Here is a 4467-nt window from a genome sequence, read left to right on the forward strand (position 1 = left end):
GAGGTGCTGGACCGGCATCTGCACCACCTGCCACCAACCCCTGCCCAGCAGAACACACACGACACCAAGATCAAGAGAGACCTAACGGAGTCCTAGTAGGCCGACGTTGCACCGTCGGTCGGGAAGGCACGCCCGTGCTGAGCGTAGTGAATGCCGATGGAACGACCGAGACCGGCTCCCTGATCGACGACATCGTCCGCGAGGGTGCGAGGCGGATGCTGGCCGCCGCCCTGGAAGCTGAAGTCAACTCCGACATAGCCGAGTTGGCCGACCAGCGAGACGAAGCCGGTCGCCGGCTGGTGGTCCGCAACGGCCACCACCGCGAGCGCACCGTGACCACGGCCGCCGGCCGGGTCCCGGTCAAGGCGCCGCGCGTGAACGACAAGCGCGTCGACGCAGCCACGGGCGAGCGCGAGCGGTTCTCGTCGAGATCCTGGCCCCCTGGTGCCGGAAGTCCCCGAAGATCAGCGAGGTCCTTCCCCTGCTCTACCTGCACGGACTGTCCTCCGGCGACTTCGTGCCCGCCATGGAGCAGTTCCTCGGCAGCTCGGCCGGGCTCTCGCCGGCCACCGTGACCCGGCTGACCAAGCAATGGAGCGATGACCACGCCGTCATCCAAGCCCGCGACCTGTCGGAATCCGACTACGTCTACGTGTGAGCCGACGGCGTCCACCCCAAGATCCGCCTCGGCCAGGCCCGCTCCTGCGTCCTGGTCCTCATGGGAGTGCGCACCGACGGCCGCAAGGAGCTCGTCGCGCTCGCCGAAGGACTGCGCGAGTCCACCGAGTCCTGGGTCGACCTGCTACGTGACTGCCGGCGGCGCGGCATGCGGGCCCCCGAGCTCGTGGTCGGTGACGGCGCGATGGGCCTGTGGCGGGCTCTTACGGAGGTGTTTCCGCAGGCCAGGCACCAAAGGTGCTGGGTTCACAAAACCCGGAACGTGGTCAACGCCCTGCTGAAGTCGGCCCAGCCCGGAGCGAAGAAGGCATTGCAGGAGATCTACAACGCCGAAGACCGTGACCACGCCGAGAAGGCCGTCAAGGACTTCGATCGCGCCTACGGCGCGAGGTGGCCCAAGGCGGTGAAGAAGGTCACCGACGAGACCGATGAACTCCTGGCGTTCTACGACTTCCCCGCCGAACACTGGGTCCACCTCAGGACGACGGATGAAATCGGCAAGCCCTGCGGCGGTTTTACGTGGTGTTCTTCGATGCGGTGGCGGGGCCGCGCGGCTGCCAGTGAGCCGTCATCACCGCGTAGGCGCGCTCCTGTTGCTCGACGATCTCTCGCTCATGGCGACGGAGAGCCTTGTCGTTGTACTCGTAGCCCAGGCCGCGGCGGGCGACGCGGCGTTCGGCGCCGGCCCGCAGCTGCAGCTTGCGCCGTTTGAAGGCCACCAGGCTGGGCCGGGCGAAGGCATAGTCCTCGCCTTTGGTGACCAAGTGCCAGCACAAGGTGGTCATTTTCCGGCCGGTGGCGACGATTGCGACCTGGATGCCGCGCCGCGCCTTGATGCGCTGGTAGAACGCGCGCAGAGGCCCCGGGGAGCGGGATGCCACCCACGCTGCCTCCACCAGCATGCCCCTGACTTGGGACCGGCCGGTCTTGGTGATCCGCCCGGTGGCAGCGGGCAGCCCGCCGGACTGCCGCACACGAGGATTGAGCCCGAAGTAGGCGACCAGCTTGTCGGCGGAGCGGAAGCGCGCGAAGTCGCCGACGGCCGCGGTGACCGACAGAGCGACGTTGACGTCGACACCCGGGATCGTCATCAGCCGACGGATGTGCGGATCATCCAGGGCCTCGACGGCGACCCGCCGGTCCAGCTCGGCCAGCTCCGAGCCGTGGAAGTCCAGCTGCCGCAGCAGCGCATCGACCGCCTCGCGCTCGTCGTCCGGCAGCGGCAAGCGCTGCAGCCAGGCACGGCCACGAGTTCCGAAGGCGTCGCTGACCGGCGGCCTGGGCATCAGGTTACGGTGCAGGATCGACTGGACCTGGTTCTTGATCCGGGTGCGCTGGCGGACCACGTGCATACGCCGCGCGATCAGCCGCCGCCGGCGGCTCGTGCGCTCGTCGGGCAGCCACACCGGCGGCAGGAAGTCCGCCGCCAGGAGCTGGGCGAGGATCCGTGCATCGACCTTGTCGGTCTTGACCTTGGCCTCCGCGATCGCCCTGGTCTTGTGCGGGTTCGACACCACAACCCGCGCCACCTTGGGACGCAGCAACAGCGCAATCGCCTCGGAGTTGCCGGTGGCCTCCAGGGCCACCTCGTCGTCCTTTCGCAACGTCGCGGCCCAGGCCCGCAGTTCCTCAGGGCGGCAGCCGATCTGCCCGGCATCCCGAAGAAGGCCGTCCTCGACCATCGCTATCTGGGCGAAGTCGCGGTGGATGTCCATTCCTATCTTGCGGCCCATGGCCGCCTCCCTCTGATCCTTCCGTGCTGGGGACCAGCTGGGCGAAACGACACCTACGGATCCGCGCTCGCAGCGCATCCTGGCAGGTCGCAGGGGCGGCCAACTACTAACTCGGGCGCACAGCCCATCGTTCAACACCGGCCTGCCCATGCTGAATCCCCGGATACCCCTGGCCCGGACGGTCGCACCGTACGGCGAGAACCACGTCCCGTCACTACCGGTACCAGAACGGGCCTCCACCGATGTTCATACCGGGTACGAACCCGATCGAATCCACCTTCAGCACCGTCAAGTTGAGGACCCGGGTCACCCGCGGAGCTGGCAGCCCCGCAGCGGCCCTGGCCATGGTATTCAAGCTCGCCGAGTCCGCCCAGGCCCGCTGGCGCGCGATCACCGCGCCCCACCTCGTCGCCCTCGTCCGCAACGGCGCCACATTCCAGAACGGCTACCTCGTCGAGCGTCCCGAGGTGAGCGCAGCATGACCAGGCACGGGAACCGTCCACTGCTCTTCCTGGACGTCGACGGGCCGCTCCTGCCGTTCGGTGACGGCCCGCAGCGCGATCTGGCCAGCACCGCATCGAACCGGATACGCGGCCTGCTCACCCAGTTCCACCCCAGCCTGGAGCGTGTCCTGGGCCCGCGCCTGGACCACCCCGCCGTGACCTGGCTGCTGGAACGCTACGGATCTCCAACCGCCCTGCGAAAAGCCGGACGGCGCAGGCTGGTTGAGGTGATCCGGCCCAAAGCCCCACGCATGGCCCAGCGGCTGATCGACGAGGTGTTCGATGCGCTCGACAAGCAGACCGTCGTGGTCCCGGGCACCGGCACCCTCGACATCGTGATCCCGTCGCTGGCCCGTTCGCTCGCTGCCGTCCACGAACAGCGCCGGGCCCTGGAAGCCCAGATCGGGCAGCTGCTGGAGGCTCACCCTTTCCGCGGTCCTGACCTCGATTCCGGGGGTCGCGGTCAGGACCGCCGCCACACTGCGGGTCACCGTCGGCGACGGCACCAGCTTCCCCACCGCCGCCCACCTCGCCTCCTACGCCGGCCTCGCCCCGACAACCAAGTCGTCGGGAACCTCGATCCACGGCGAACACGCGCCCAGAGGCGGCAACCGGCAGTTCAAACGCGCGATGTTCCTGTCCGTATTCGCCGCGCTGCACGATCCCGCCTCCCGCACCTACGACCGATGCCGAGCCCGCGGCAAGACCCACACGCAGGCCCTGCTCCGCCTGGCCCGCCAACGGATCAACGTGCTGTTCGCGATGCTCCGCGACGGCACCTTCTACGAACCCCGAACCCCACGCCTCGCTTGACCAAAGACATAGAGGCACCCCCCCCGGGATCCGGAACCGGCCTTGTCGGCCACCAAGCCATCACCTCCGGCTCCACACTGCTGCGCCCCCTGATCGCCGAAGCCGCACACCGGGGCCGGCGCCTGGCCTTCACCGTCCGCCTCGCCAAGACCTCCTACGTGCATCCCTCCGGCAGCCGCACCGACTCACCCGGCATCGGCCGCGACGTCATTCAACGCGCCGACCACACCGAGGAACGCTCCTACCGCTCCGCCCAGACCGGCGGCTTCGACGCCACCAATTTCGCTCGCCGCGTCGACGCCGCCCGGCGGAGACGTCACCGCCGCCGACCCCCAATGGTTCGTCGAGACCGGACATATCCGCCCCGACGCTCAAATCATCCACCTCGAAGTCCGCACCTGGCGGCCCCGCTGACAGCCGCCCGCATGGCGGCGGGCGGATAGCGAGACCGACCGGCAGCAGCTCAAGGAGATCCTCGCCCGCTGCCCCGAGTTGGTAGCCGCCACCGGGTATGTCCGCACCTTCGCCGCCATGATGGCCGTGTGCAGCGGAGACCGGCTGCCCACCTGGATCACCGCCGGCCGCGCGGACGAGAGCCACGGCCTGCGGGCCTTCGCCGACGGCTCTTGAACGATCTCGATGCAGTGAGCCCTTTCCAACCTGCCTCTGAAGTAGGGCGGTTGGGCTGACAACGTGGTGAAGCCCCTGGTAGATGGGTTTTCGACCAAGAGAACCGTCTC

1 protein-coding gene and 3 pseudogenes are annotated in these 4467 nt (G+C 68.5%); 3 read left to right on the top strand and 1 reads right to left on the bottom strand.

Translation table 11 applies throughout. From position 1 onward, the window contains the following. Window positions 1–134: 134 nt before the first annotated feature. A pseudogene (locus AB0I54_RS47885) lies at window positions 135–1174 on the top strand (IS256 family transposase); the annotation flags it as partial. A gap of 19 nt (window positions 1175–1193) precedes the next feature. Here AB0I54_RS47885 and AB0I54_RS47890 read toward each other — a convergent pair. After that, window positions 1194–2393, bottom strand: coding sequence for an IS110 family transposase (locus AB0I54_RS47890; RefSeq protein ID WP_363302714.1), 1200 nt, complete (start codon window positions 2391–2393; stop codon window positions 1194–1196). A 275-nt stretch (window positions 2394–2668) separates the two neighbouring features. On the opposite strand from AB0I54_RS47890, the pseudogene AB0I54_RS47895 reads away from it, so the two are divergent. Together AB0I54_RS47895 and AB0I54_RS47900 are read left to right on the top strand one after the other, a co-directional pair. Continuing rightward, window positions 2669–2893 (top strand): annotated as a pseudogene (locus AB0I54_RS47895) (IS256 family transposase); the annotation flags it as partial. A 74-nt stretch (window positions 2894–2967) separates the two neighbouring features. Then, window positions 2968–3727, top strand: a pseudogene (locus AB0I54_RS47900) (transposase); the annotation flags it as partial. Between the last annotated feature and the right edge of the window lie 740 nt (window positions 3728–4467).

Source organism: Streptomyces sp. NPDC050625 (assembly GCF_040654755.1).
In the GTDB taxonomy this organism is placed as follows: Bacteria; Actinomycetota; Actinomycetes; order Streptomycetales; family Streptomycetaceae; genus Streptomyces.